The organism is Dietzia alimentaria 72 (assembly GCF_000226215.1).
Classification (GTDB): Bacteria; Actinomycetota; Actinomycetes; order Mycobacteriales; family Mycobacteriaceae; genus Dietzia; species Dietzia alimentaria.
The window spans coordinates 407,009-430,210 of sequence record NZ_AGFF01000023.1; the positions used below are offsets into that span (position 1 = coordinate 407,009).

The window sequence follows — 23,202 nt, forward strand, 5'->3', positions numbered from 1 at the left end:
GAAACTGACCCACCGGCGGGCAACCGGACTAGGCGGTCATTCCATCACCGCAGCCAGGTAGGCCCGGACGAGCCGCGCCCCCACATCCGCGGGCAGTCGTTCTATCGCGGCGAGCAGCGAAGCCATACCGGTACCGCCACTGACGCCCTCTGCCGCGCGTTGCTCACCTGCGTCGTCTGCGACGGACGAAGCGGGGAGCACTCCGACCACCAGAGCGTGCACGTCGTCCTCTGGAAGCGCGAGGATCTCGGCGGGGGAAAGAGCCCCGGATTTCAGCGCCTCGAGCACATCGGCGAAACCGGCCGGCGGCGTCGGCGCGGGAAGCCCGCGCACCTCATCGGCTGCCGCACGCGCGACGTCCACGATCTCGTCCACCAGACGTCCAGTCACCGGGGTCACGGTGAGGTGGGACGACGACGACAACGCGCCCCGCTCCTGCTGGTACGCAGGTTGCGCCTGGACGGAAATGCCGCGACGTGCGCACGCGTCAGCCCAAAGGTGCGGGTGGACGCGTCGGCCCTCCGGGGCGGTGTCGTCGGACGCCACCGCGATAAGAGGTCCTGGATCGTGGTCAAGGATCCGGAGTCCCTCGATGGTCGAGAGTTCCTCGAGCAGGTGGTGCGTGGCGCGGGCGGTCCGCGCGACAAGTTCACGTTGACCGTCGTCACCGAGCGCCTCGAGCACAACCCACGCGGCCGCCGCCGGCTCGAGGGGTTTGGACCCGGCGAGAGTCGGGTTGACCACCGGGTAGCCCGGCCAGTCGGCGGTCGCGAACCACGATGCCCGGTGACGCTGACGACCGCGGCTGAGCAGGACCGATGTCCCCTTGGGAGCGAAGCCGTACTTGTGCAGGTCAGCTGACACGCTGGTGACTCGCTCCAGCCGGAGGTCCCACAGTGTGGAGCTGTCCTGCCCTGGCCAGAAAGGCAGCACCATGCCGCCCAGGCAGGCGTCGACGTGCAACCCGATTCGCCGGTCGTGACGGGCCTCGAGCCCGGCCGCGACCTCGGCCACCGGATCGATCACGCCGGTCGGGTAGGACGGCGCCGAACACACCACCAGCACTGTGTCGTCATCCACGGCCGCCAACATCTCCTCCGCACTAACCCGCCCGGTCTCCGGATTCACCTCGATTCCCACGAACCGCAGTCCGAGCAGATGGGCCGCTTTGCGGAAGGCAGCGTGCACGGTGACGGGTGCGACGATCGCGCCACCGCTGCCCGGCTCACGGCCGCAGACCTCCCGTGCTGCCAGGCAGGCGAGGACGCAACTCTCCGTTCCGCCTGAGGTGACGCTGCCAAAGACATCGGCTCCGCCACCGAGGACGGCGCGCACCCGGGCGACGATCCCGCCGTGGATTCGCGCCACGGAACCGAACACCGTGGGATCCAGGCCGTTCACGCCGTGGGCCAGGCGTGCCGCGCGGATGGCGAGGTCGTCGAGCTCGGAGAGCCCGGAGTCGTACACGTAGGACAGGACCCTGCCCCCTGTTGTGGGAGGGTCCGTCTCGCGAAGGCGTGCGAGTCGCGCCAGGGCCAGCGCCCCGCGATCGGAGACCTCCACGGCAAGTGGGTCGTTGGTCATGCTCTCTCCGTCCATCGGGGATAAGACCTGCCCAGCGCCCGTACCATCAGAAGACTCGCTCCGGCCAGCAGAGCAGGCACGAGGGAGAATCCAAGGACGATCGCCCACTGCGCCGTCGCGGGTTGATCGCTCACCCCGCCGGACCGGAAACCGCCCACCGCCAACAGCGCCAGGATGAGCACAGGGCCGAGAGACATTGCGCCCGTCTCCGCTGCCGTCCACAAACCACTCATGGCACCACTTCGTCGTCGTCCCCCCAGTGCGCGGTCAAGGTCAGTGGTATCCGGGAGCATCGACATCGGTAGAGCCTGCATTCCCGCGTACGCCACCCCGGCCAACGCCACCGGCACGTGAATCCAGGCGCCGGGCGCCAGCCCGGCCGGGATCAGCATGAGCGCGGCGACGGTGAACAGGACCGTCGCCGCCATCAGAGCGGCGACCTTCCCGCGCGAGTGCGCGAACCTGGTCCACAGGGGCATCACCACAAGTGCCGGTCCCACCAGGGCGAGGAAGAGTCCGGTCAACGCGGCCTCGTCACCGAGCACGTACGTCGCAACATACTGGCCGCCGGCCAGCATCACGGCGGTCGCCACCGCCTGCAGACAGAACACCACGACCAGGAGCCGGAAGGGGCGCGTGGTCCGTAGGGCGTCTATCCCGTCGCGGTACTCATGCGCCAGACCACCCGCCGGCGCGTCCGCCCGCATGATGGTGCGACGGCCCGCGATGAACGTCGCCCACAACATCCCTATTAGCATTAGCGCGGCCACGCCCATCGCCATCACCACATAGCCGCGCGCACCTCCGCCCGCGATGTCACGCAGCGCCGGACCGCCGCCACCGGAGAGCAGAATGGCGGCAGCCAGTATCGCCACGCGCCAAGCTAGCAGGGTCACCCGTCGAGCAGAGTCGTCTGTGAGCTCGGCCGGTAAAGCCAGGTAGGGCACCTGGAAGCATGAGTACGCCAACGAGGCCAGCAGGAAGAACCCCATCACCCAGACACCCGCAGGGCCCGCACCCCAGTCGGCCGGCGCGGAGAACGTCGCCACGAAAAGCAACGGCAGGGCGAGCGCCCCCACCAACATCAATCCCGTGCGGTAGCCGGTCCGGTGCGACGCGCGGTCGGACAGCGCCCCGATCAGCGGATAGGCGAGCACGTCGATCATCTTCGGCACCAGAACCAACACCGTGGCCAGGGCAGCCGCTACTCCGATCGAATCTGTCAGGTAGTACGCCAACACGAGCCCGGGGAGCGTGCCGAACGCCCCCGTGCCGAGACTGCCCGCCGCATAGGACGCCAGTACCGGTCCGGTCGCGGAACGGTCGGGTCGCGCGTCACCGGGAGCGCCCGTCACTTGGGTAGTGGACATGGCCTGACTCTATGAGCGACGAGGCCCGCGCAGAGGGGAATCCGGGTTACCGCCTCAGCCGCGCCAGTCGAAGACGTCCGGGTCCGGGCCCGACCGGGTGCCGTTGTGGAGGGCGGACACCGACGCCATCTGGTCGTCGGTCAACTCGAAGTCGAACACCTCAAGGTTCTGGCGCATCCGCTCGGGCGCCGAGGACTTGGGGAACACGATGTCACCGCGCTGCAACGTCCAGCGCAGCACCACCTGCGAGACGGTACGACCGACCTGCTCTGCGATTGCCTCCAACTGCGGGTCCCCGAAGACCGAGCCCTGCGCGAGCGGGCTCCACGCTTCCACGGCGATGCCCCGCTCGACGCAGGCGGCACGGAGATCGTCGTTGACAAAGTAAGGGTTGGACTCGATCTGGTTGACCGTCGGGGTGCTCAGCCCCGCCTCTGCCAGTCGCGCCAGGTTCGTCGAGGTGAAGTTAGAGACACCGATCGAATCGACGGGAAAATCCGCCTTGATCTCTTCCATCACCTCCCACACCCGCGCGACGTCGTCGTGCATCGCCAGAGGCCAGTGCACCAGGTACAGATCGATCCGGCCTCCGAGGGCCTCGAGCGATCGCTCGGTTGCCTCCCGCGCGGCGGAGCGCACGTGAAAGGAGTTGTTGAGCTTGGTCGTGATCCAGAACTCGTCGCGGGGGACACCGGAGGCCGCGACCGCCCGCCCCACGCCCTTCTCGTTGCCGTACATCTGGGCGGTATCCAGATGGCGGTATCCGGCCGCGATGGCGTCGGAAACGACCTTCTCGGTGTCCGCGGGCGGAATCTGAAAGGTGCCGAAACCGAGTTGGGGGATTGCCCGGCCGTCGGATAGGTCAATTGTGGGAAGTATCGGGGTATCCATGAACGCGACCCTACGCTGAGTAAATCATCCGTTTGGCCGACAGCCGAACGGTGAGAGCCGATTTATTCTCGGTAGGCACACCTTGTCCGCTTGAGCCGAATCGGAGCCCACGATGAACATTTTCCGCACGCAACTGACAAAAGCCACCGCCGTCGCAGTGGCCTCCGCCACCGTCCTGGCGGTTTCCGGCGGTCCTGTCCAAGCGCAGGAAGGAGAGACCGGAAGCTCCATCGATTCGAGTCTGACCCTGCTCGACACCAGTACACAGCTGCAAGGCGGCACTGGCAACCTTGGAAACATCAGTGTCTTGCTCGGCAGCCTCGGCGAGGTGGCCAACGGCGACCCGGACGCAATGCAGATGGTCGACTCGATGTCAAGCGCGTTCGATACGGGAGCGTTCGCGGTTCTCGCAGGATTGCCCGGAGGTCTAAATGACTTCGCCCAAACCGCTATGCGGGCCATAGCGGGCCAGGCCACCATCGACGACGTCTGGCGCCAGTTCAACGCGATCGGTGCCCCGCTGCAGTATTGCAATGACCTCAGCGAATCCGGTGGCTTCGGCGGCGTCAACCGACGGGTGGAACTGGGTCGCCCCGGTCCGACCGTCCTACGTCTCCGCTACGAGACTTACAACATCCCCGACACCGTCAGCGTCTTCTACGAGGGCAAGCGAATTTTTGTGGACCCCGCGACGAGCACCCGCGGCGACCGCTGGGTCGACGTCCATGTTCCGCCGGGCGGCTCCACATCCGTTCAGGTCGAAGTGATCGCCCCAATCCAGGGCACCGATTGGAATTTCACCGTCCACTGTCCGTAGTCGTCGAGTTCACCCGGGTTTCATGTCACGAACTGGCGGTGCGCAGCGAATTCTCGACGAGGTCCAACATCTCGCTGACGTGTTCAGTCCCGCGCCCGGTCGCCAGGTGGGTGATGAGACCGTCGAGCACGATGTCGAGATACACGCGCAGCACGTCCGCCGGGATGTCGGTGCGCATTCTCCCCGAGGTCTTCTGCTCTCGCAGTCGCGCCACGACTGCGGCGTCCACCTCGGCCTGACGGTCCGTCCACCGCTCACGAAACACGGGGTCGGTGCGGATTCGGCGAGCGATCTCGAGGCGGGTGCCGAGCCAGGAGAATTCCTCGGGATCCGCGAGGATCTCCCGCATCACCTGGACCAGTCCTTGTTCGGCGACCGTCTCCGCCATAGCGGCCGCGTCGTCGTCCGCCAGGGCGAGGAACAATGCGTCCTTGTCGGCGAAGTGGTGGAAGATCGCGCCCCGACTCAGTCCGGTGGTCTCCTCGAGTCGACGCACGGTGGCGCCCTCGAAGCCGAATTCGGCAAAGCACTCGCGGGCCCCGGACAAGATCTGGTGGCGCCGGGCGTCCATATGGTCCTGGCTGACCCTGGGCATCTTCAGAACAACCTTCCTACCGATACACCGCGGCGGTGCACGGTTCTCCCGGCCTCAGCTGGGAGATCCGCACACCGCCGTCAGGTGAGGGTGATCAGCCCTTGATCATGTTCCGCAGGACGAACTGCAGGATGCCGTCGTTGCGGTAGTAGTCCGCCTCGCCGGGGGTGTCGATGCGCACCACGGCGTCGAACTCGACCTTCGAGCCGTCCGTCTTGGTGGCCACGACCTTGACCGTCTTGGGCGTGGTGCCGTTGTTCAGCTCGGTGATGCCTGAGATGTCGAACGTCTCCGTGCCGTCCAGGCCGAGGGTCTCGTGCGACTCGCCCTCGGGGAACTGCAGCGGGATGACACCCATGCCGATGAGGTTGGAGCGGTGGATACGCTCGAACGACTCGGCGATGACCGCCTTGACTCCCAGCAGTCGGGTGCCCTTGGCTGCCCAGTCACGCGAGGAGCCGGTCCCGTACTCCTTGCCCGCGATCACGACGAGCGGGGTGTTCTGCTCGGCGTAGTTCTGGGCGGCGTCGTAGATGAACGCCTGCGGCGCGTCATCCTGGGTGAAGTCGCGGGTGTAGCCGCCGGTCACTCCATCGAGCAGCTGGTTCTGCAGACGGATGTTGGCGAACGTGCCACGGATCATGACCTCATGGTTGCCACGACGCGAGCCGAACGAGTTGTAGTCCTTGCGCTCGACCCCGTTGGCATCGAGGTACTGCGCAGCCGGGGTACCCGGCTTGATGGTGGAGGCCGGCGAGATGTGGTCGGTGGTGACCGAGTCGCCGAGCTTGGCCAGGACGCGGGCGCCCGAGATGTCCTCGATGGGTGCCGGCTCCATCTCCATTCCGTCGAAGTACGGAGCCTTGCGGACGTAGGTCGACTTGTCGTCCCACTCGAAGGTTTTGCCGTCCGGAGTGGCCAGCCCGCGCCAACGCTCGTCGCCCGCGAAGACGTCGGCGTACTTGGACTTGTACTCGTTGGAGGAGATCGAGGCCTTGATGGTCGACTCGATCTCCTCGCCCGTGGGCCAGATGTCGGCGAGGAAGACGTCGTTGCCGTCCTTGTCCTGGCCCAGGGAGTCGGTCTCGAAGTCGAAGTCCATCGTGCCGGCGATCGCGTAGGCGATGACCAGCGGCGGGGACGCCAGGTAGTTCATCTTGACGTCCTGGTTGATCCGACCCTCGAAGTTGCGGTTGCCGGACAGAACGGCGGTCGCGGTGAGGTCGTGCTCCTGGATCGCCGCGGAGATCTCTTCCGGAAGCGGGCCGGAGTTACCGATGCAGGTGGTGCAGCCGTAACCCACGAGGTGGAAGCCGAGGGCCTCCAGGTCCGGCCACAGACCGGCGCGCTCGTAGTACTCGGTGACGACCTGCGAACCCGGGGCCATGGAGGTCTTGACCCACGGCTTGGCGGTCAGACCCTTCTCGTGGGCCTTCCGTGCCAGCAGGCCGGCACCGATCATGACCGACGGGTTGGACGTGTTGGTGCACGAGGTGATGGAGGCGATGGAGACGATGCCGTGGTCCAGCACCATCTCGTTCTCGCCGACCTTGCACTCGACGGGCTGCGACGGACGCCCCTCTGCACCCACCGACGCATCGGCCCGCACGGAGCCGTCGTCGGCGAAGGACAGTCGGGCGCCACCAGTGGCAGCGGACGGTGCACCGCCCTCGGACTGCATCCGGCGACCCTCCCGGGTGCCGAGCTTGTCGATGTCGGCGTCCACGTAGTTGTGGATGTCCTTGCGGAACGCGCTCTTGGCATCGGAGAGCTCGATGCGGTCCTGCGGGCGCTTCGGGCCGGCGATCGAGGGGACGACGTCGCCCAGGTCCAGCTCGAGGTACTCGGAGAAGACCGGCTCGGGGCCCTCCGGGGCGAGCCACATGCCCTGCTCCTTGGCGTACGCCTCGACCAGAGCGAGCTGCTCCTCGTCGCGGCCGGTCAGGCGCAGGTAGTCAATGGTCTCACTGTCGATCGGGAACATGGCACAGGTGGAGCCGAACTCCGGGCTCATGTTGCCGATGGTGGCGCGGTTGGCCAGCGGCACAGCCGCGACACCGGCTCCGTAGAACTCGACGAACTTGCCCACGACGCCGTGCTTGCGCAGCATCTCGGTGATCGTCAACACGACGTCGGTCGCGGTGACGCCGGGCTTGATCGAGCCGGTGAGCTTGAATCCCACGACGCGCGGGATGAGCATGGAAATCGGCTGGCCGAGCATCGCGGCTTCTGCCTCGATGCCCCCGACGCCCCAGCCCAGGACGCCGAGACCATTCTGCATGGTGGTGTGCGAGTCGGTGCCTACACAGGTGTCGGGGTAAGCCTGACCGCCCCGGACCATGACCGTGCGCGCCAGGTACTCGATGTTGACCTGGTGCACGATGCCGGTACCCGGGGGGACGACCTTGAAGTCGTCGAAGGCGCCCTGGCCCCAACGGAGGAACTGGTAACGCTCCTCATTGCGCTGGTACTCGATCTCCACGTTCGTCTCGAAAGAGTCGTGGCGGCCGAAGGACTCGATGATGACCGAGTGATCGATGACCATCTCGGCAGGAGCCAGCGGGTTGACCTTGTTCGGGTCGCCGCCGAGGGTCTCCACGGCCTCGCGCATCGTGGCGAGGTCGACGATGCAGGGAACGCCGGTGAAGTCCTGCATGATCACGCGGGCAGGCGTGAACTGAATCTCGGTGTCGGGCTCGGCGTTCGGGTCCCATCCGGCGAGAGCCTCGATATGCCCCTTGGTGACGTTCTTGCCATCCTCGGTACGAAGCAGATTCTCCGTCAGGACTTTGAGCGAATAGGGGAGTTTGTCGGCTCCCGGGACCGCTGAGAGTCGGTAGATCTCGTATGCTTCGCCGCCGACCTCTAGGGTCCCCTTTGCGCCGAAGCTGTCATTGCTTGCTGTCACGTCAGCTCCACTCGTGGTGTCTTGTCGGTTTGTCGTCCCTCCCGGCTCAGCCACCCGTGCCGGACGGCAACGCCGGGTCGGACACAAGGCCCATTGTGGACCCTCGCATCCGGTTGCGACGACCAATTTACCAGTACGTCCGTTCTGTATACCGTCCGGCACGCCCGAAGGTGGGGGCCATACCGCGGTAATCAAACCCTCCGGCGCGTACGAACAAACGGGACGACGACAAGATGGCACTATGTCCGCCGTGGACACCACAGATGATTCCGTGACGATGCTGGCGCACGAGGCCGAACCCGTGGTGTCCATCCGAGACGGCGATTTCCCGAACTGGCTCGACTACCAGGCGGTGGTCGACGACCTGGCGGACGACGGCGTCTCGGCTCCCGAGCCGTTCGTCGAGGGCCTCCGGTCAGTCGTGGACGAAGCGGCCGACCGCGGCCTCGACCTCAAGGTGGTCTACACGGAGGCCCCCGCCGCCGTATACACCGACGCCCGCGACCTCGCCGCTTTCCTCAACGAGGAGTACGACGGCACGATCTTCGTCCGCACACCGGCGTTCATCGGCTCATCAAGCGACGCGATTGCCCGTCACCAACTGGAAACAGGCCAGGACGACGCGTGGGAGGAGTTCGACCCGGTCGCCTCGGCCGCAGTCTTCGCCCACAAGGTCACGGCACCCGCGCCCCCGTGGGGAACACTGAGCGCGATCACTCTGGTTTTGGCGATTATCGCGGTAGCGGCATTTGCCGTGGCTCTCCGCCGCCGCACTCGCTGATCCTGCTTCACCAGACCTACTAGGCCACCGCCCACGCATTGCGACACGCCGTAAGTAACAGGCGTTAATCAAGTTACAGCAGTGTATTTTGCCGATCGATGTTTCAGATGTGTTCGCTGTGACCTACGGTGCTAGAGGAACCGTAGGTTCTGCCGAGTAGGTAAGAGTCTCCAGTGGCGCAGGGGAAGGCATCACCGGAGCACACTCACCTGCTCGGTCACGCGTCCCGCTGTGCGGACGCGCGGACAGCCGCACCCTCGTGCGGTCAGCGGAAGGTGAAACGTGGAGCCTGACCATTTGTCACGCCGTGCCCTCAGGGCACGTAAACGCAAGACCACCGGGCGTGCCTCAGGGCGCGCAACCCTCGCGGTGGCGTTGGTGTTGGGAACTGCTTCCGGCGCGGTGCATATCCCGATAGCGTCGGCGCAGGAGGTCCCGGCGGTCATGCCGGGCGACGTCAGCGGGTTGATCCGAGCGGTGGCAGACGCCGCCGCCCGTCTCGACGCCACCAGGCAGGACATCGCGGTCAAGCGCGAGGGCGTCAACAAGACTCTCGTCGATCTGCAGATGGCGCGCATCGACCTGGACCGGGCTATCGCCGACGCGGACCGCACCACGCGGGAGCGCGAAGAGGCGGAATCCGGGGTGGAATCTGCCCGGAGCACGCTCGATGACTACTCCAGGCTCCTTCATAAGCAGGGAACGGCACCAGGTGCGGCCTCGGCGATACTCGACCCGGGCGGGCCCGCCGTGTCCGCGCGTCGACAGGAGTTCCTCCAGCGGGCGGCAGTGGACCAGCGTCAGGTTGTCGGCGAGATGACCACAGCGGTAGAAGCCGCGACCCAACGGGAGTCCGAGGCCGAACACGCACGGGAGGCGGCGCAGCAACGCTATTCCGACGCCGCAGCGCGTCGTGATTCAGCGGAGGACGAGGTCGCTGAGGTCTCTCTCCAGGTTGCAGCTCTCGAAGGCGAAATCGAGACGCTCACCCGCGAACTCGACGATCACCGGGCCGCTCTGGTGGAATCCGGGGTCGAGGGCCCGACCGTGGTCGACCCCCCGGCGCCGGACACTGGTGCCGACGCCTCCGACGCGATGCGTGAGCAGGCAGTGCGCAATCTGGCCTCGCAGCCCGAGGCACGCGAACAGGCGGCGGACATCGCTCTGGCACTGCCAGCACATCTGGACCTCGGACAGGTTCGCCAGTTCGCGGGCGGATCTTCGGATCGGGCGGTCAACGCAATCGGCGGCACGGTTGACGCCGGCAGTGTTGGCGCGGCTGTAGATGCGGGCGTCAGCGGCGACACCGACGCTATCGTCCAGCAGGTCACAGACGCGATAGGAAACGCCGACTTCGGCTCGGTCGGTCAGAGTCCCGCAGGTCCGGGAACGGGAACGGGCCAGGGCGGCGGCGGAGGCGGGGGAGACACAGGAAACCCGTCGAATTCTTCTCGCGTGGAAACCGTGATCAACCGAGCAATGTCCCAGCTCGGCACCCCCTACGCCTGGGGCGGGGGAGACGCCAACGGTCCCACCCGCGGAATTCGGGACGGCGGCGTGGCGGACAGTCACGGCGATTACAACAAGATCGGCTTCGACTGCTCCGGTCTGATGATCTATGCATTCGCGGGGGTCGGTAAGGCGCTGCCGCACTTCACCGGCTACCAGTACACATCGGGCCCGCAGTTTCCTGTTTCTTCGCGCAAGCGGGGCGACATGCTGTTCTGGCCGGGGCATGTTGCCCTCTATCTCGGTGACGGGAAAATGATCGAGGCCCCCCAGTCCGGAGATGTCGTCAAGATTTCTCCCGTCCGCATGGCCGGCGTCATGCCGATGGTGGTTCGTCTGGTGTAACCGAGCGGCCCGGCCACCGAAGACGGTGGCCGGGCCGGACACGCCGGTACCCCGGGTACTGTCGTGCCCAGTCCGTCACGTCGGTCCGACCGTAGTGGCCGACCTACACACCCGACCACGCGAAGGAGCTCTCCGCGGTGAGCTATCCACCCCACGAACAGGCGTCCAACGCGGGCGCCGCCCCCGAGGTCAATGTCTCGTCCGCCGCGGAGGACGCTCGGCTGCTTGAGCGCGCCGTGTACGAGATCAAGAAGATCGTGGTGGGTCAGGACCGATTGATCGAGATGATCCTCGTTGGTTTGCTCTCGCGAGGGCACATCCTCCTTGAGGGGGTCCCGGGAGTCGCCAAAACTCTGACCGTGGAAACGTTCGCGAAAGTCGTGGGAGGGAGTTTCCACCGACTTCAGTTCACCCCGGATCTCGTTCCCGCCGATATCGTCGGCACGCGCATCTACCGCCAGGGTCGCGAAGAATTCGAGGTGGAACTGGGGCCTATCCTCGCCAACTTCGTACTGGCTGACGAGATCAACCGCGCTCCGGCCAAAGTTCAGTCGGCGTTGCTCGAGGTCATGGCGGAAGGCCACGTCTCGATCGGGGGCAAGACGTTCCCGATGCCGTCACCGTTCCTTGTGATGGCCACCCAGAACCCGATCGAGAGCGAAGGCGTCTATCAGCTGCCGGAAGCACAGCGCGACCGCTTCCTCTTCAAGCTCATCGTGGACTATCCGAGTCCGGAGGAGGAGCGCGAGATCGTCTACCGGATGGGATCCACGCCCCCGGAGCCCGGCCAGATCCTCGGTGTGGATGCTCTTGAAAGATTGCAGAATGCCGTTCGCGAGGTGTTCGTCCACCACGCACTCGTCGATTACGTCGTCCGCGTCACCGTGGCCACGCGGGAGCCCGCCCGTCACGGTCTGGAGGATGTCGCGCGGTGGCTGTCCTACGGCGCATCACCGCGTGCCACCCTGGGCGCCGTGACCGCAGCGCGGGCTCTCGCGCTCGTCCGAGGTCGCGATTATGTGATCCCGCAGGACGTCGTGGATGTTCTTCCTTCTGTCCTGCGTCATCGCCTCGTCCTGACCTACGATGCGCTGGCGGACGAAATCACCGCGGACTCCGTTGTTCGGCGCGTGCTCGAGGCTGTGCCGCTTCCGCAGATCAGCGCTGTTCCCGCCCAGACCGGCCCGCCGCCCACCCCGTGACCACCGCGGACGAAGGCCGACGCGCAGGCCCGGTCGAAGCGACATCACCAGCGGCGTTGGCACAACTCGAACTACTCGTCACCCGGAGACTCGACGGTGTGCTCAACGGGGATCATCGAGGGCTGCTTCCGGGCCCGGGTACCGAACCGGGGGAGGCGCGCGCATACGAGCCCGGCGACGATGTGCGCTCCATGGACTGGTCCGTGACCGCCCGCACCACGGAACCCCACATCCGCCAGACCATCGCGGACCGTGAACTCGAGACATGGATAGTCGTCGATCTCTCACCCACCCTGGACGTGCAGGGTCGGTACGGCACCAAACGCCGCCTCGTCGAGGCCGCCGTGGCCACCGTCGGATTCCTGTCCGCTGGCGGCGGAAGCCGAGTGGGCATGGTCATCACCGGCGACGGACGGCCCAGGGTCCTTCGCGCCACAGGGGGGCGGGACCACGTGCGACGTCTGCTCGAGGAGGTGTCCCGTTCCGAGGCCCACGTTTCGGCCGGCGGCGATCTCGAGGCCTGTCTGCATTCCGTACGCAATGCCGCACGCCGACATGGACTGGTGGTGGTGATCTCCGACTTCCTCGCCGACGTGACCTGGGAGCGCTCACTGCGAGTCCTGGGAGCTCGCCACGAGTTCCTGGCCGTCCACGTGGCCGACCCGCTCGATATCGCCCTGCCCGCTGTCGGTTCGGCCCTGCTGCAAGACCCTGCCACCGGTGAAGTACTCGAGTTGGACGTGGACGATGCGCTCGCCGCGGATTACCGCCGCGCGGCGGAGGACCATCGCGTCACCGTACACTCGGCCCTGCGCCGCAGCGGCGCACCCGTCCTCGCATTGAGGACGGACCGGGACTGGGTCCGCGATGTCATCGACTTCGTCGGAGTTCGCAGACAGGGCGGCCATCCGACCGGCGACTCACTTGCCAAGGGCCTGCCTGACGACGCCGGCGACCCCGCGGAGGTGACCAGCCGGTGAGCCTGTCGGAATTCCAGCACCCGTACTGGCTGTTCCTGCTCGTGGTGCCGGTGGCCATCGCCGTGGGATACGTGATCGCGCTGCGCTCGAAGAAGCGACGTACCGTCCGCTTCGGCAACTTCGGGGTACTCCGGACGATCGACCGGCCAGGGAAGCGGTGGTTCACTCACGTTCCTGCCGTGCTCCTGGTGGTGTCGCTGCTCGCGCTGGTGGTGGCGCTCGCCGGCCCTCAGAGGGAACAGAAGGTCCCACGGAACCGGGCGACCGTCATGCTCGTCGTCGACGTCTCTCTGTCCATGGAGGCCACCGACGTCGCCCCCTCCCGCCTCGAGGCCGCTCAAGAGGCCGCCACCACGTTCGCGAACAATCTCACCCCGGGCGTCAATCTTGGGCTGGTGTCCTACGCGGGAACCGCGTCGATGCTCGTCGCGCCCAGCACGGACCGCGGCCCCGTCGTGCGAGCAATCGACAGGCTCAAGCTCGACGAGCGCACCGCCACCGGCGAGGCGATCTACACCGCCACGCAGGCCATCACGACGTTCACCGAGAGCCTCGGAGGACCTGACCAGGCGCCTCCCGCGCGCATTGTTCTGCTCTCCGACGGCAAAGAAACCGTCCCAGCTGATCCCACGGAGGAACGCGGCGCATTCACCGCTGCGGAACGCGCGGAGGAAGCGGGCATCCCGGTCTCGACTATCTCCTTCGGCACCCTCTACGGCACGGTCGATATCGAAGGACGCCCACAACCCGTCCCCGTTGACGACGCGTCACTTCGCACGATCGCCGAACTCTCCGGTGGCGACTTCTTCACCGCTTCCAGCCTCGAAGAGCTCGACTCCGTCTACCGCACGTTGGAGGAGCAGATCGGCTACGAGTTGAAGAAGGCCGACGCCTCCCGGCCGTGGCTCATCATCGGATCGCTGCTAGCGATGCTGGCAGCGGCGGGATCGCTGGCGGCGCACCGTCGGATCCCGTGACCCGGGTCGCTAGGGTGGACCCATGGTTTCCGAGAGCACGCGTGCCGCCACAGCCCGAACCGTCCTCGTGACCGGAGGCAACAGGGGGATCGGCCGCGCCGTCGCCGAACGACTCCTCGCCGACGGCCACAGGGTGGCCGTGACCCATCGTGGGTCCGGCGCTCCCGACGGGCTCTTCGGCGTCGAGTGCGATGTCACCGACCCCGAGTCCGTCGACGCGGCGTTCAGCGCCGTCGAGGCGGAATACGGGCCGGTCGAGGTGGTCGTATCCAACGCCGGCATCACCGACGACACCCTGCTGATGCGGATGAAGGATGACCAGTTCACGCGCGTGGTCGAGGCCAATCTCGCCGGTGCGTTCCGGGTGGCGAAGCGGGCCTCGCGCGGAATGCTGCGAGCAAAGTTTGGTCGCATGATCTTCATCGGTTCCGTGGTGGGACAGTCGGGCACCGCCGGGCAGGTCAACTACGCCTCCTCCAAGGCCGGGCTCGTGGGCATGGCGCGCTCACTCACTCGTGAACTCGGCTCACGCAACATCACCGCGAACGTGGTGGCCCCTGGTTTCATCGACACCGACATGACAGCGGGTCTGGACGAGAAGACACGCGAGCTCGCCGTGGCGGCCATTCCGCTCGGACGACAGGGATCCGCGGCTGACGTGGCCGGGGCCGTGAGCTTCCTCGCCGGCGACGACGCCGGCTACATCTCCGGTGCGGTACTACCGGTCGACGGCGGAATGGGAATGGGGCACTGAGATGAGCCAGAACGACGACACCACCACCAGCGGCCTGCTGGCCGGCAAGACGATTCTCGTCACCGGCGTGATCACCGACGCGTCGATCGCGTTCCATATCGCCAAACATTGCCAGCTCCACGGAGCGGAGGTGATCCTCACCGCGTTCGGCCGGCCCTCGTTGGTCAAAGCCATCGCTAAGCGACTTCCAGTCCGACCACCCGTGATCGAACTGGACGTCCAGAGCGACGACGACCTGGCGGCGCTGGAAGGCAGGGTCCGCGAACACACCGACTCACTCGACGGCGTGGTGCATTCGATCGGTTTCGCCCCTCCGGCCTGCCTCGGCGATCCTTTCCTCGACGCCCCCTGGAAGGACGTCGCAGTGGCTCTCGAGGTCTCCGCCTACTCGTACGCCTCGCTGGCCAAGGCCGTACGTCCGATGCTCAATCCCGGTGCCTCGATCATCGGCCTGGACTTCGATCCCCGGTCCTCGATGCCGTTCTACAACTGGATGTCGGTCGCAAAGAACGCATTGGAAGCAGTCAACCGCTACGTGGCCCGCGATCTCGGTCCGGACGGCGTGCGGTCCAACCTGATCGCTGCAGGACCGGTCAAGACGCTCGCTGCCAAAGCAATCGCAGGTGACGCCCTCGGACCGGGCGGGGAGTTGGACCAGATGCAGGACGAATGGGCGCGGCGGGCACCCCTCGGCTGGGACGTCAATGACCCGACCTCCGTCGCCACCACGGCGGTGGCCCTGCTGTCCGACCTCATGTCCGCCACCACCGGCACGGTGATCTACGCCGACGGCGGCGCCGGGACCGTCGCGTTCAGTAGTCAGGAGGCCTGAAATGACGAAGGGTTCACACGTGGGTAACGGTCCGGTGGACGCACTGCTGGTGCTCTCATTCGGCGGACCCGAGGGGCAGGACGACGTGATCCCGTTCCTCGAGAACGTGACGCGTGGTCGAGGCATCCCGCCCGAGCGGCTGGAAGAGGTGGCGACCCACTACCGACACCTCGGCGGACGCAGTCCGATCAATGACCTCAATCGCGAGATCATCGCGAACGTCGAAGCCGAGTTGGCGGACCGCGGACGGCAGTTACCGGTCTACTTCGGCAACCGCAACTGGGACCCGATGGTGGAGGACGCAGTCCAGCAGATGGCCGCGGACGGTGTCCGGAACGCCGCGGTGTTCGCAACGTCCGCTTGGGGCGGATACTCGGGTTGCGCGCAATACCAGGAGGATATCGCTCGCGCCATCACTCAGGTCGAGGGTGCTCCGACCTTGACCAGGATGCGACAGTTCTACGACCACCCACTGTTCATACGGCGCTTCGCCGCCGACCTCCGGGGGGCGGTCGAGTCCGCTCCGTCGGACGCGAGGGTGATCTTCACCGCCCACTCCGTCCCGGATGCCGCGGACGCGGTCGCGGGACCACCGGAACTCGGGGGCCATCTATACAGCCGGCAGGTGGCCGAGGCCGCACGGTTGGTAGCCGAAGCCGCTGGCGCCGAGGACTACGACCTCGTGTGGCAGTCGCGCTCCGGCCCTCCTACCGTTCCGTGGCTGGAACCCGATGTGGTGGACCATGTCAGCGAACTCGCCACCACGCAGGACCTGCGCCATGTGGTGGTGGTGCCGATCGGCTTCATCTCCGACCACGTCGAGGTGATCTGGGACCTCGACACCGAACTCGTGGACGAGGTCCGCGAGCTCGGCGTGACGGTGACACGCGTGGCCACCCCCGGCCCGAGTCAGGAGTTCACGAAGATGATCCTCGAGCTACTCGAGGAGGTCGAGAGCGGGGTTCAACAGGACCGCCCGGGAACGGTGCCCGCGCTCGGCTGTAATCGTGACGGAACGCGCTGCGCGACAGGCTGCTGTTCCCGTTAGCTAAGAGCGGAGCGCGGCCTCGCCCGAGGCGGCTACCACGGCACGGCGCGCTGCGTCTTTCACCGAGACGAGTCGTCGCAGTACGGGTTCGCGGGTGGCGGGGTCGACACCGATTCCTGGCCGGGTCAGAGCGACTGAAAGGATTGCCTCGACGCGATCGATACGATCCACCAACTCGAGCACCCTCGCGGGTAGCCCCGCGGGTAGACGAGTGACGTGGGAGTGCACATCCACTCGCGCGACTGAGCCGGTGTGCACCGCCGTCTGTTCTATCAACTCCGCGGCATCGACCACGGCCTGCCCCAAACCCGCCAGCGCCCGGGAGGGACCATCCGGCTGTGGAGCGACAGGGCAGTCGACCACGCCCCGGGCGCGCCATCTCAACACGTCCTCGTGCGGCCGGGTGCACGTCAGTGCTACCGCCTGGCGGTTGTCCGGATCACGGACCAGCACACCCCACCCGGCATTGGTGACGTCCGAACGAATCGAAGGCACCGCCGGGATGCTGGAAGAGTCCCCGGGTGCCGAGGTGAGAAGCGAAAGAATTTCCTGCGCAGGATGGGAACCACCGGCTCTGCGCAGCGTGGTGACCAAGCCCGGCAGGAGTCCGACGGGACCCGCGGCGGGGGAGACGCCGTCGAGCATCGCGACGGGCTCACCGCTGATCTCCAGTAGATGAGACTCCGCCAGCCCCGACACGTGATCAGTCAGGGTGTCGAACGGCTGGTCGGCCCATGCGGTTTGCAGGAGATGAAGCGGCAGCGTCCAAGCGGAGGACACCACGGTGTCACTGGTGAGGGGACGGGACATGAGAATCCATCCTACCGGCCGGTGCGCCGCCGCCAACCCACGCGCAGGTCCGGCTAGCGTTGTTCGCCATGGCTGACATGTACGGCTCCGATATCCTTTCCGGCACCGCGCGACGTCGCCGACCGCAGGTGCCCGTCGTCGACGCCGAACGCGACCTCGTAGTGGAGGACGCCGAGACCGGCTTCTGCGGCGCGGTGGTGGGGTTCGACCGGTCCTACGACGGCGAGTTCGTCAAACTCGAGGATCGGCGGGGACGGGTCCGACTGTTCGCCATGACCCCGTCGGCGTTCCTCATCGACGGATCACCAGTGACACTGCAGAAGCCGGCCCCGGCGGCGAAGGGGCCCACGATCACTGCGTCGGGATCGAGGAAGGTCGACGGCTTGCGGGCCCGGGCCGCTCGGGCGGGACGCATCTGGGTGGAAGGGATACACGATGCCGCGCTGGTCGAGCGAATCTGGGGACACGATCTCCGCGTCGAGGGAGTCGTGGTGGAGCCGCTCCACGGGATCGATGATCTCTCAGCGCTGATCGATGAATTCGATCCGACCCCCGACGCCCGTCTGGGCGTGCTGGTGGACCACCTAGTGGAGGGTAGTAAGGAATCGCGGATCGTCGCGGGGCTGGGCGAGAACGTCCTCGTGACCGGCCACCCCTACGTGGATATCTGGCAGGCGGTCAAACCCTCTGCTGTGGGTATCGACGAATGGCCTGTGGTGCCGCGCGGTGAGGACTGGAAGACCGGCATCTGCCAGCGCCTGGGCTGGGGAGAACCGGTGGACGGTTTCCGTAAGGTGCTGGCCTCGGTGAGTTCCTATCGCGACGTCGAGCCAGCACTGCTGGGGGCAGTGGAGAGGCTGGTGGACTTCGTCACGGAACCGGCCTGAGCGGGAGCTTGGCGTCCAGCACCATCCCGACCAGGCCCACAGCAGCAAAACCACCAGTAGCCCACAATGCGGCCGTGCCATCGCCTTCCGTCAGCGAGTTTCCCAGATAGACTGCCGCCACCGTTCCCGGTGCGCTCCCGATCAGCGTGGCCAGGAGGAATTGCGAGTAGGGGATCGAGGTCAGCGCGGAGGCATAGTTGACCACCGAGAACGGCACAGCTGGCACGAGTCTCAGACTCCCCACCGACAACCACCCTCGTCGACGCAGGCGCGCGTCGACTGATACAACCCGCGGATCCGCTCTCAGCGCGGCGGTCCGGTCGTGCTCCAGCTGTCTGATCACCACGAACGCGATCGTCGCTGCGACCCCGGTGGCCACGAGCGACCAGGGGATGGCCACGGCCGGCGTGAACAGCACCGCCGCCGAATAGGTGAACGTGGACCGTGGGATCGGCGTGACGGTGACGATCGCGTAGGCCGCGAAGAACACCAACGGGAACCACGGCCCGAGTTGCGCGGTCCATTCGCGAAACTGTTCAAGCTCGGGGGTAGGCGCGAGCGTTGCCAGAATGATGACCAGCACGACTGCTGCCGCCCACGCCATAACCCGGTTCCGCACCGGGACGACTGTAGCCGTAGTCGTATGTCTATCGCTCCGCGCCCAGCCCTCGCGACGCACGGCCATATTTCAGGCGCCCCGCACGCTCGACTAGAGTCCGGGGGTGACCCCCTTCACTCCACAAGAGAACGAGGTACCGGTGACCAGTCCGACCACAGGTCCAGACCTTCACTCCTGGTACGCCTCTGTGGGAGCCGTCCTCGCGAAGGCCGCCCGCAAGGATCCCGCCGATATGCCGGAGGACGCTTGGCGCTCACTCGTGGCGACAACGCGTGACGGCATAGAGATCAACCCGCTCTACACGCGTGCCGACGAGGTCGCCGAGCGTCCCGCTCCGGGGCGCTTTCCGTACGTGCGTGGCGGGGACCGGTCGGGCCTACCGGAGAACGGCTGGCATGTGTCGTCGCGCATCCAAGTTGACGGAGACGCGTCTCAGGCCAACCTCGCGGTGCTGGATCTGCTCGAGCAGGGCGCGTCAGCCCTGTGGCTGGCCGTCGGAGCCGCCGATGTCGCTACCGTCCTCAAAGACGTCTACCTCGATCTCGCCCCCGTCACCTTCGACGCGGGGACCGACCTCATCGAGGTGGCCGAGGCTTACCTCACGCTTCTCGACAATCGCAAAGCCGCCGGCGACGGGGTGACCGATCGTTCTGCCGTCGTCGCCGACCTCGGCGCCACACCCGTGACCTCGACCTATGCGGGGACTGACTCGATCGAAATCGATTCCGCGGTCCGGCTCGCCGCGCAGGTCTCCGAGCGGGAGGAGACAGTCCGGACTTTCGTCGCTGACGGCACGGTCTTCCACGCCGACGGCGCCGGAGACGCCCAAGAGCTGGCCTATGCGGTGGCCGCCGGGCTGGAGTACGTACGTGCCCTCGTTGCCACGGGCCTGCCCGTCCGGGACTCGCTCCGCCAGGTCTCGTTCCGTCTCGCCGCCACCGACGACCAGTTCGCGTCGATCGCCAAGTTCCGCGCGGGCCGGCTCATGTGGGCCCGAGTCGCCGAGTTGCTAGGGGCCCCCGAGGCCGGTGGTGCTGCCCAGCACGCCGTCACCTCATCCGCGATGATGTCCCGCCGCGACCCCTGGGTGAACATGCTGCGCACGACGTTGGCCGCGTTCGGTGCAGGTGTTGGCGGCGCGACGTCCGTCACCGTCCTGCCGTTCGATGCCTCGGTGCCCGGCGGCCTGGAGAGCACCTCGCGCTCGTTCGCCGACCGCATCGCCCGAAACACCCAGCTGCTCCTACTCGAGGAGTCGCACCTGGGCCACGTGGTGGACCCCGCGGGCGGTTCCTGGTTCGTGGAGTCTCTGACCGACGCACTCGCCGACTCCGCGTGGGCGGTCCTCCAATCAGTCGAGGCCGAGGGAGGGCTGTCCGCCGCCATCGCCTCGGGATCCTTATCCGATGCAGTGGCCCGTGTCCGCGAGGCCCGGGACGCCGATATCGCGCACCGCACGGCGCCTGTCACGGGTGTTTCCGAGTTCCCCAACCTCGCCGAACCGGCCCTGGACGCCTCTCGTCGAGGCGGCGAGGAGTACCGCTACGGCCGGGCATTCGAAGACCTGCGTGACCGATCCGACGCACACCTCGAAGCCACGGGCTCGCGTCCCGTCGTTCTGGTGGCCGGTCTCGGTCCGCAGGCGGAGACCACGGGACGCGTCACTTTTGTGTCCAACCTTCTCGCCGCCGGCGGGATCGAGGCCAGGAACCCGGGCGCAACCGAGGCTGAACAGTACGATCGCGCCCGGGAGGGCGAGGAGATCGCCGTTCTGTGTGGCTCCGACAAGCGCTACGCGTCCGAGGGATCTGATGCGGTACGCGCCCTGCGCGATTCCGGTGTCTCAACGGTGTACCTGGCAGGTACGGAGAAGGGTTTCCCCTCCGATGCCACAGACCGCCCAGACGGATACCTGGGCCTCGGCATCGACGCCGTGGCCGCCCTGACCACCCTTCTCGACCAGCTGGGAGTGAAGTGAGATGACGACCTTCCCTGATTTCAGCACCGCTCCACTCCGCGATTCTGAGGACACCTCGGCGGACGCTGCTCCCGCTGTGGTCGACGACGGTATCGCCGCCGAACCCCATTGGGAGACCCCGGAGGGCATCGACGTCAAGCGCGTTTACACCAAGGCGGACCGTGACGGTGTGGAGGCAGGCACCGCCGCGACCGACGACGGCGACGAGGTCACCCCCTTCCCGCTGGACACTGTGCCCGGTGCCGCACCGTTCCTCCGCGGCCCCTATCCCTCGATGTACGTCAATCAGCCGTGGACCATTCGCCAGTACGCGGGATTCTCCACGGCCGCCGAGTCCAACGCCTTCTACCGGCGCAACCTCGCCGCCGGCCAGAAGGGACTGTCGGTGGCGTTCGACCTCGCCACGCACCGCGGATACGACTCCGACCACCCGCGGGTAGCCGGCGACGTGGGGATGGCGGGTGTCGCCATCGATTCAATTCTGGACATGCGTGAGTTGTTCGATGGGATCGACCTGTCCGCGGTGTCGGTGTCCATGACGATGAACGGCGCCGTCCTGCCGATCCTTGCCTTCTACGTAGTGGCCGCCGAGGAGCAGGGTGTCTCTCCCGAGCAGCTCGCGGGGACCATCCAGAACGACATCCTCAAAGAGTTCATGGTCCGCAACACCTACATCTATCCGCCTAAGCCCTCCATGCGGATCATCTCGGACATCTTCGCGTACACCTCGCGGAAGATGCCTCGATTCAACTCCATCTCGATCTCCGGCTACCACATCCAGGAAGCCGGTGCGACGGCAGATCTGGAGTTGGCCTACACGCTCGCCGACGGTGTCGAGTACCTCCGCGCCGGCCTGGATGCGGGCCTGGACATCGACAAGTTCGCGCCCCGCCTGTCCTTCTTCTGGGCGATCGGGATGAACTTTTCCATGGAGATAGCGAAGCTCCGTGCAGGACGTCTCCTCTGGAGCGAGCTGGTCGAGAAGTTCGGGCCGAAGAATGCCAAGTCCAAGTCGCTGCGTACGCACTCGCAGACCTCAGGCTGGTCGCTGACCGCCCAAGACGTGTTCAACAACGTCGCCCGCACCGCGATCGAGGCTATGGCCTCGACGCAGGGTCATACCCAGTCGCTGCACACCAATGCCCTCGACGAGGCGCTGGCATTGCCCACAGACTTCTCCGCGCGCATCGCGCGCAACACCCAGCTCCTGCTGCAGCAGGAGTCGGGCACCACTCGTCCCATTGATCCATGGGCCGGCTCGTACTACATCGAGTGGTTGACCGCGCAGCTCGCGGACAAGGCTCGCCTACACCTGCTCGAGATCGATGAGGCCGGCGGTATGGCCCAGGCGATCGGCGAAGGTATTCCCAAGCTGCGCATCGAGGAGGCCGCGGCTCGGACGCAGGCGCGTATCGACTCGGGGCGCCAGCCCGTGATCGGCGTGAACAAGTACGTCGTGACCGAGGACCAGGAGATCGAGGTCCTCAAGGTCGATAACTCCCGTGTTCGCACAGAGCAGCTGGCAAAGCTGGACAAGCTGCGTTCCGAGCGGGACGAGGAAGCGTGTCAGTCCGCACTCACCCGACTCACCGAGGCGGCGTCCGGTGGTGCGAGCAGCGATCCGGACAACAACCTCATGGCGCTGGCTATCGACGCCGCCCGCGCTTATGCGAGTATCGGCGAGATCTCGGATGCGCTCGAAAAGGTCTACGGTCGACACAAGGCCGAGATCAAGACCCTGTCGGGCGTGTACCGCCAGGAGGTCACCAAGGAGGGTGCCGTGGACAACGTCACCAAGGCCATGCGGATGGCTGACGCCTTCGCCGAACAAGAGGGGCGGCGTCCCCGCATCCTGCTGGCCAAGATGGGCCAGGACGGTCACGACCGCGGGCAGAAGGTCGTGGGCACAGCGTTCGCCGACCTCGGATTCGACGTCGACATGGGTCCACTTTTCCAGACCCCCCAGGAGGTCGCCCAGCAGGCGGCCGACGCCGACGTCCACGTGGTGGGCGTGAGCTCGCTCGCGGCGGGCCATCTCACCTTGGTTCCAGCGCTGCGTGCGGCGCTCGCGGAGGTCGGTCGCGAGGACATCGTGGTGACGGTGGGCGGTGTGATCCCACCAGGCGACTTCCAGGAGCTCTACGACGCGGGAGCGGCAGCGATCTACCCGCCCGGCACCGTGATCTCCGAGGCCGCCATCAGCCTCCTCGACTCGCTCGCCGGGGAGCTCGGGCACGACCTGTCGTCGGTCTCCTCGGATGAGGGGGCAGGCTCGGGGGCCGAGTCCTGAGCCGCCTCGGCGCCGGCCCCGACCC

Annotated in this window: 19 protein-coding genes; 12 read left to right on the forward strand and 7 right to left on the reverse strand. The window is 66.6% G+C overall.

Features of this window, described 5'->3' with window-relative positions; all coding sequences use genetic code 11:
• Nucleotides 1–36 precede the first annotated feature (36 nt).
• The 3 genes from ON04_RS11345 to ON04_RS11355 are packed head-to-tail and all read right to left on the reverse strand — an operon-like array spanning nucleotide 37 to nucleotide 3,845.
• A complete protein-coding gene (locus ON04_RS11345; protein WP_010541738.1) occupies nucleotides 37–1,584 on the reverse strand; it encodes a pyridoxal phosphate-dependent decarboxylase family protein in 1,548 nt (515 codons plus the stop codon).
• On the reverse strand, nucleotides 1,581–2,954 hold the full coding sequence (locus tag ON04_RS11350; RefSeq protein WP_010541739.1) for an MFS transporter: 1,374 nt from the start codon (nucleotides 2,952–2,954) through the stop codon (nucleotides 1,581–1,583). Before ON04_RS11350 ends, ON04_RS11345 begins: the two co-directional genes overlap by 4 nt.
• Before the next feature lie 54 nt (nucleotides 2,955–3,008).
• Nucleotides 3,009–3,845, reverse strand: coding sequence for an aldo/keto reductase (locus ON04_RS11355; protein WP_010541740.1), 837 nt, complete (start codon nucleotides 3,843–3,845; stop codon nucleotides 3,009–3,011).
• A 112-nt stretch (nucleotides 3,846–3,957) separates the two neighbouring features.
• Between ON04_RS11355 and ON04_RS11360 the strand changes: the two genes are divergently transcribed.
• Nucleotides 3,958–4,662, forward strand: coding sequence for a hypothetical protein (locus tag ON04_RS11360; RefSeq protein WP_010541741.1), 705 nt, complete (start codon nucleotides 3,958–3,960; stop codon nucleotides 4,660–4,662).
• Nucleotides 4,663–4,687: 25 nt separating this feature from the next.
• On the opposite strand, the gene ON04_RS11365 is transcribed toward ON04_RS11360, so the two are convergent.
• Both ON04_RS11365 and ON04_RS11370 read right to left on the reverse strand, forming a co-directional pair.
• Nucleotides 4,688–5,257, reverse strand: coding sequence for a TetR/AcrR family transcriptional regulator (locus tag ON04_RS11365; RefSeq protein WP_029458295.1), 570 nt, complete (start codon nucleotides 5,255–5,257; stop codon nucleotides 4,688–4,690).
• A gap of 94 nt (nucleotides 5,258–5,351) precedes the next feature.
• A complete protein-coding gene (locus tag ON04_RS11370; protein ID WP_010541743.1) occupies nucleotides 5,352–8,165 on the reverse strand; it encodes an aconitate hydratase in 2,814 nt (937 codons plus the stop codon).
• A gap of 241 nt (nucleotides 8,166–8,406) precedes the next feature.
• Here ON04_RS11370 and ON04_RS11375 point away from each other — a divergent pair, with 241 nt between their 5' ends.
• The 8 genes from ON04_RS11375 (at nucleotide 8,407) to ON04_RS11410 (ending at nucleotide 16,593) form a co-directional block, all read left to right on the forward strand.
• The gene (locus tag ON04_RS11375; protein ID WP_010541744.1) at nucleotides 8,407–8,946 is read left to right on the forward strand and encodes an Rv1476 family membrane protein; all 540 of its coding nucleotides are present in this window, start codon (nucleotides 8,407–8,409) and stop codon (nucleotides 8,944–8,946) included.
• 444 nt (nucleotides 8,947–9,390) lie between these two features.
• Nucleotides 9,391–10,800 (forward strand): NlpC/P60 family protein, encoded by a 1,410-nt coding sequence (locus tag ON04_RS17225; protein WP_010541745.1) that lies wholly within the window; start codon nucleotides 9,391–9,393, stop codon nucleotides 10,798–10,800.
• Between the two features lie 137 nt (nucleotides 10,801–10,937).
• Nucleotides 10,938–12,002 carry an AAA family ATPase gene (locus ON04_RS11385; protein WP_010541746.1) on the forward strand — a complete coding sequence of 355 codons (1,065 nt, stop codon included), beginning with the start codon at nucleotides 10,938–10,940 and terminating at the stop codon, nucleotides 12,000–12,002.
• Nucleotides 11,999–12,982 carry a DUF58 domain-containing protein gene (locus ON04_RS11390; protein ID WP_010541747.1) on the forward strand — a complete coding sequence of 328 codons (984 nt, stop codon included), beginning with the start codon at nucleotides 11,999–12,001 and terminating at the stop codon, nucleotides 12,980–12,982. The genes ON04_RS11385 and ON04_RS11390 overlap by 4 nt, the downstream gene beginning before the upstream one ends.
• The gene (locus tag ON04_RS11395; RefSeq protein ID WP_010541748.1) at nucleotides 12,979–13,959 is read left to right on the forward strand and encodes a VWA domain-containing protein; all 981 of its coding nucleotides are present in this window, start codon (nucleotides 12,979–12,981) and stop codon (nucleotides 13,957–13,959) included. The genes ON04_RS11390 and ON04_RS11395 overlap by 4 nt, the downstream gene beginning before the upstream one ends.
• Nucleotides 13,960–13,981: 22 nt before the next feature.
• Nucleotides 13,982–14,713 carry a 3-oxoacyl-ACP reductase FabG1 gene (gene fabG1 / locus ON04_RS11400; RefSeq protein ID WP_010541749.1) on the forward strand — a complete coding sequence of 244 codons (732 nt, stop codon included), beginning with the start codon at nucleotides 13,982–13,984 and terminating at the stop codon, nucleotides 14,711–14,713.
• Nucleotide 14,714: 1 nt separating this feature from the next.
• Nucleotides 14,715–15,545, forward strand: a complete 831-nt coding sequence (inhA, locus tag ON04_RS11405; RefSeq protein WP_010541750.1) for an NADH-dependent enoyl-ACP reductase InhA — start codon at nucleotides 14,715–14,717, stop codon at nucleotides 15,543–15,545.
• A 1-nt stretch (nucleotide 15,546) separates the two neighbouring features.
• Nucleotides 15,547–16,593: a ferrochelatase gene (locus ON04_RS11410; RefSeq protein WP_010541751.1), complete on the forward strand. Its 1,047-nt coding sequence runs from the start codon at nucleotides 15,547–15,549 to the stop codon at nucleotides 16,591–16,593.
• On the opposite strand, the gene ON04_RS11415 is transcribed toward ON04_RS11410, so the two are convergent.
• Nucleotides 16,594–17,403, reverse strand: coding sequence for a hypothetical protein (locus ON04_RS11415; protein WP_010541752.1), 810 nt, complete (start codon nucleotides 17,401–17,403; stop codon nucleotides 16,594–16,596).
• 68 nt (nucleotides 17,404–17,471) lie between these two features.
• On the opposite strand from ON04_RS11415, the gene ON04_RS11420 reads away from it, so the two are divergent.
• Entirely contained in the window at nucleotides 17,472–18,290 is an 819-nt protein-coding gene (locus tag ON04_RS11420) for a DUF3097 domain-containing protein (protein WP_010541753.1), read from the forward strand.
• On the opposite strand, the gene ON04_RS11425 is transcribed toward ON04_RS11420, so the two are convergent.
• Nucleotides 18,274–18,909, reverse strand: a complete 636-nt coding sequence (locus ON04_RS11425; RefSeq protein ID WP_238529302.1) for a TVP38/TMEM64 family protein — start codon at nucleotides 18,907–18,909, stop codon at nucleotides 18,274–18,276. The genes ON04_RS11420 and ON04_RS11425 overlap by 17 nt on opposite strands.
• 139 nt (nucleotides 18,910–19,048) lie before the next feature.
• On the opposite strand from ON04_RS11425, the gene ON04_RS11430 reads away from it, so the two are divergent.
• Both ON04_RS11430 and scpA read left to right on the forward strand, forming a co-directional pair.
• A complete protein-coding gene (locus ON04_RS11430; RefSeq protein ID WP_010541755.1) occupies nucleotides 19,049–20,887 on the forward strand; it encodes a methylmalonyl-CoA mutase family protein in 1,839 nt (612 codons plus the stop codon).
• 1 nt (nucleotide 20,888) lies between these two features.
• The gene (scpA, locus tag ON04_RS11435; RefSeq protein WP_010541756.1) at nucleotides 20,889–23,177 is read left to right on the forward strand and encodes a methylmalonyl-CoA mutase; all 2,289 of its coding nucleotides are present in this window, start codon (nucleotides 20,889–20,891) and stop codon (nucleotides 23,175–23,177) included.
• Nucleotides 23,178–23,202 lie beyond the last annotated feature (25 nt).